At 54.7% G+C, this 4,882-nt stretch carries 5 protein-coding genes; 2 read left to right on the plus strand and 3 right to left on the minus strand.

Annotated features, from left to right (window positions below):
• On the plus strand, positions 1-922 hold a 922-nt coding region (locus tag CT676_RS42975; protein WP_135217275.1), incomplete at its 5' end, for a site-specific integrase.
• A gap of 5 nt (positions 923-927) precedes the next feature.
• Here CT676_RS42975 and CT676_RS42980 read toward each other — a convergent pair.
• Positions 928-1,224: a hypothetical protein gene (locus CT676_RS42980; protein ID WP_135217276.1), complete on the minus strand. Its 297-nt coding sequence runs from the start codon at positions 1,222-1,224 to the stop codon at positions 928-930.
• Between the two features lie 1,813 nt (positions 1,225-3,037).
• On the opposite strand from CT676_RS42980, the gene CT676_RS42990 reads away from it, so the two are divergent.
• Positions 3,038-3,871, plus strand: a complete 834-nt coding sequence (locus tag CT676_RS42990; RefSeq protein WP_135217278.1) for an HAD family hydrolase — start codon at positions 3,038-3,040, stop codon at positions 3,869-3,871.
• A gap of 35 nt (positions 3,872-3,906) precedes the next feature.
• Here CT676_RS42990 and CT676_RS42995 read toward each other — a convergent pair whose 3' ends face one another.
• Both CT676_RS42995 and CT676_RS44980 read right to left on the minus strand, forming a co-directional pair.
• Positions 3,907-4,461 (minus strand): hypothetical protein, encoded by a 555-nt coding sequence (locus CT676_RS42995; protein WP_135217279.1) that lies wholly within the window; start codon positions 4,459-4,461, stop codon positions 3,907-3,909.
• A gap of 144 nt (positions 4,462-4,605) precedes the next feature.
• The coding region (locus tag CT676_RS44980; RefSeq protein WP_205124641.1) for a hypothetical protein at positions 4,606-4,882 on the minus strand (277 nt) is incomplete at its 5' end.

A 4,882-nucleotide genomic window follows, 5' to 3' on the forward strand; every position in this document is an offset into this window, starting at 1 on the left:
TGAACGGGATCATGCGCACGGCAAAACCTCGGCTGGCATGCTGAGGCAGATCAGCAGAGTCTCGAAGTTCTGGCGTGAGTACGCTGGACAATTGGCCGTCGAGGAGATCGATGACAAGGTGATGCGGGAATTCATTCCGTGGCGCCGGGAATACTATGCTTCATTCGACAAGCTGCCGAAGAACGCCAAGCGGCATCCCACAGATAAGACGCTTCAATGGGACATGATGCTCGGCAAGGCCATCGTGAGGTGGGCGGCTGAGCAGGGCCTCCGAGGAAACAAACAACCAATCACAGCAGCCTTCACACCAAAGAAGAAACGGGTGCGGCCCGCTTTTGAGCAATGGGAATTTCGTCAGCTTTGGCGTACGATGTGCCAGCGCATCAACTCCGCTAGAGACGCTCGCACTAAGGCGAGTCGAGAGCTGCTACAGATCTATGTTTTGGCCGTGGCTTGCACCGGTTTCCGACCTGGAGAGGCGAACAACCTTAAAGTCCGAGACGTTCACCCGTTCAAAGACGAGAAGGGACGCAGCAATTACCGCTTTGTAGTGCGAGGCAAAACTGGGGAGCGGGATGCGATCGTTAGGGCGGTCGCTGTAAAGCGAATAGACAAATTCTTGACAAAACGACGGACCCAAGATGACGCCGGTCTGCTGTTCGCCATGCCTGATGGGTCGAAGATCACTACTCTCATTGATCAGCTAAATGCGGCATTACGGCAGGCAGGCGTCGAACGGAGCACCTTCGGGGAAAAGTACTCAGTGTACAGCCTACGCCATTTCTATGCTGTCAATGCGCTCAGGAATGGCGTGGGGGTGTTCGAGGTCGCTCGCAATATGGGTACCTCAGTCGAAATCATTCAGGAGTACTACGGAAAGCAGGCCACTGCGACTGTGTTTGCAACCAGGCTGGGTGATTAGGGCCATTACTTCGATCCGCTGCGCATAGCCGAGCCTAACAACATCAACGGGATGTTCAGCACCATCAATGTAATCCCCATCATGATGAGCTGGTCATGGAAAATCAGATTGGTGTTCGTTTTCTCAATTGCAATATTCGTTATAATGAATCCCAGGCCAACCAAACTGCTCAGCATTCCTGAGGCGGACGAAATGCGGCCGACCCGCCGCCATTCTCTTTCTCTTCGAAGGGCGTTCGTCGCTGATTGCTCGACCAAAGTTCTCAGAGCGAGCAGTTCGGCTTGGACTTCGGTATCCATCATGATCGTCGGCTTTCTGTGACTGGTTCGACGGGCCGCTCGGCTCACCTAAGCCGTGCCATCACCGTGATACTTAGGGACAGGATTGCGAACGATAAGAGAAGGGCCAGCGAGAGCCACCAAACGTAAGAGCCACCTCTAAGCCAGTTATCGAGCACCAGCAGAAGAATCATTCCGAGGCTAGTCGACATCAGGATTGATCCGGCGAATAGAAAACGCATTTGGTAGCTCTTTCCTCGTCCTTCTAGCGCCAGCGACGCAAGAGGGCGACTCGCCGACCTGGCGATATCGCCCGGGTCGGGAGCTGCTGGCCTATTCGTGACCGTAGTACTGCCGATTGCACTGGTGACGGCCCCGCTCATAGCTCGCCTCTTGGTACGCCGGTCCTTTCATGATGCTGCTCACATCAGCGAGCATCCGTGCCTGCTTGAGACATTCCACGTAAGGTTTGTTCGAGAGCCAATCGAGTCCGAGACCGCCAGCGTGAGATGTCTGGACCGAAGCGACGAACGAACTGATTCCGACTATTGCGGCAAAAGCTGAGAGAGCGGTGCGGGAGACTGTCATGGCACATTTCCTAGGGGCTAGGTAATCGCACAGAGACAATGCCGTGCCGTACGCCTGAAGTATGTGCTGTCCATCACATCCGCTGGGCCCGTGCGCATGTGGCGTCAGTGCGCTGCAGAGTGGCAGTCCATCTTCGAGATCGCCCGCAACCGAGCCCGGTCGGCTATGCCGAGGGCAGCGTCGGTTAAATGACGTGGCCTGGAGCCGGTGGCACCACGTCTGCTTTGGGGCGCCCCTGGGGCCGTAAGCCTATCGTTTGGGAGCCAGAATACCAGTATTTGTATTCCCTAAATCCTGCACAGCCTTGTTCATCGTAGGATGTTCACGGCGCCACTGCCCGACATGGAGCCGGCCGCTGCGCTGCCTGAACCTGTACTTCCTCCCGAAGCCCCACCTGAACCACCTCCGCCAGCTTGCGCCAGCGCCGAGTTGCTGGTCAAAATGAACGCCGCCATCAAGAGAAATCTGGAAGATCTCATTTTGAGCTCCTATGCTGCCAAGAACAACGCCTCAGTTCGATCCCGTTCCAAATAGAACGGGGTGCTGAGGCAGATTACTTCGGCGGGTTTAGCCACTAGTGGGTTCGTGTAACCAGCGCAGACGACATGCACTCGGGCCGTGCAGCTAGGTTGGACTGAATGCTCCTCGTACAGCTGCACTGATGATCGGCGACTGGGAGAAGACCATAATGCCTCTGATGCGTCACCTCATCGATAAAACTGACGCTTCGGTGCCTTCAGCAGCAACGTCAGCGCCATTGCCTCACGTGCCAGCCACAGCGCCATCCGCTTCGCCAAAGTGATTGAGAGCTGCACAACGATCTGTAAGGAGAGGAGAGGACTTGATCGATCCCCACCAAGTAACCTCGCTGATAGCTTCGGCTATTGCCGATTGCCGAAAGGATCACCCCTCTAGCCCAATCGAGATAGAGGAAGCAAAGACAATGGCCAAGTGCATCATTCAGCAGCTAGCTGATGCCGGCCTCACAATTGCGTCTGCAAAAACAGAATAAGAGCTACTCGTTCGCATGTCACTCGTTGCCAGCGTGGCAATGAATCCTCGCAAGCAAGTTGTCGCTAAAACAAAAACGCAGAGCAGCCACTGCGCCATCTATGACCCCAGCACTCGGTGCCAGTCCGAAGGCTTATAACACCACCTAGCTGGTGAGCCCTGGACTTGTACGCTCGACTCATTTCCTCTTTATAGGAGTAGCCAGCTCAATAAGGTTCGACTTAGGAAGATCTTGGGTATGCCCAAAAAGCTGATTCCGATGGCCATCGCCTACGACTTTGATGGGACCTTCGCACACGGGAATGTTCAAGAGAATAGCTTTATCCCTGCGATTGGAATGACCAAGAAACAATTTTGGTCTCAAAACAAAGAGCGAGCCGAGAAGCACGACGCAGACGAGATTCTCTCTTACATGACTTTCATGTTGGATCGGGCAAAGGCGGCCGGAGTGCCTGTGCGCCGCAGAGACATCGCCCAGCACGGCAAAACGGTCAAACTGTTTCCCGGCGTCGAAAGGTGGTTTGCTCGCATCAACGCCCACGCTGAGCGACATGGCGTGAAATTGGAGCACTTCATTATATCATCGGGCATCAAGGAGATGATAAGGGCGAGCAAGATCGGTAGCCAGTTTCGCAAGATCTTTGCTTCCTCCTTTGCCTATGACGAAAACGGCGTTGCTAGCTGGCCCGCATTGGCGATCAACTACACCACCAAGACCCAGTACTTGTTTCGGATCAATAAAGGGGCGCTCACTGTCAGCGACCACAAGAAGATCAACGAATACGTCGATCCTGACCAGCGGCCGATTCCCTTCACCAACATTGTGTTCATCGGTGATGGCGATACCGACATCCCATGCATGCGGCTGGTCCGTGAGCAGGGTGGCCACTCGATTGCTGTGTATCGGCCAAATACCTCCAGCAAAAAGGCGCAGAAGCTGATCACTGACAGACGGGCAGACTTCATTTCCCCTGCAGATTATTCCGACGGTAAGTCGCTCGACCGCATCGTGAAGGCAATTATCGAAAAGATCGCTGCGAGCGATGCGGTCCGAACTATGAAGCGGAGTTAGCATCAGGTCTGGTCGAAAAGGCGAAGGCAGGGAGGCTATTCCGCTCTACCCCTTAGAAGGAGCTTGGAGACCACCGCTGAAACTTGGTTCTCGTACCCGCCGGCAGCCATACTTTTGAGGCGGTCACGCAACCAGAACTCATCCCACAGCTGCCAACGTTGTTCAGCGAAGTGCTCCTTCAATTTCGAGCGGTCTCGTTCGCTTGCTATCCGCCCGCATGCAAGACAGAGAGTCACAGACGGATTAGGCGAGCACGCTCCTAACTCGACAAGCTGTGCTCGCAATCGATTGAACACCACATCTCGTACGTTCGACTTGTTGAATAGCTTAAAGCGGCCAGCGGCCTTTTCGTTTGAGCCATCGAAGCCATGCATCTTGACGCCGGGGCTATCCAGGTAGCTTTTACATTCGACCACCAGCAGTGAATTCTGTTGAGCCTTGTAGGCGACCACGTCCAACTCCCAACGTGGCGCCGAGGGCAGTTGTATCTGCCGCTTCTCTTCCTTGGTGAGTTCGACCTTCAGAGAAGTCCGCACCCAGTAACCCTCTCGCCATAAAATCTCAGCGACTACCTGCTCGAAAGAGTCCATAAAGCTCGTACTTCCCTGCCTAGTTGTAGATGAGTTTAGTCGCCGACCGATGCGCTTAGTTCCTACTCCGACGTGAGGTGATATTAGCCTACAAGTGGCCTTAGCACGGAAGAGGCGGGTCTGGGCGTGCGGTGGTCCTTGGACTTAATGCTTCTCCCCTTGCGAGGAATTCGTCGATTCGCTGATATGGCTTCGGATAGCGGCGATCGCCTCAGCTAGCCTATTCGGATCGCCGGATGATTTGTGAGCATCAACGGTTTCGTCTAAAGCTCCGAGATAGCGATCTAGATCAAGTGACCCAGCATTGGCCAACTCCAATACGTGCGGATTCCGATGATCTCGCCCGGGTGTACCGATTTGATCTCGCCCAGGATTCCGAGATGATCTCGCCCACCCTTCCGATTTGATGTCGCCCGGGGCG

Origin of the sequence: Bradyrhizobium sp. MOS001 (assembly GCF_004634465.1) — a bacterium.
Taxonomy (GTDB): domain Bacteria; phylum Pseudomonadota; class Alphaproteobacteria; order Rhizobiales; family Xanthobacteraceae; genus Bradyrhizobium; species Bradyrhizobium barranii.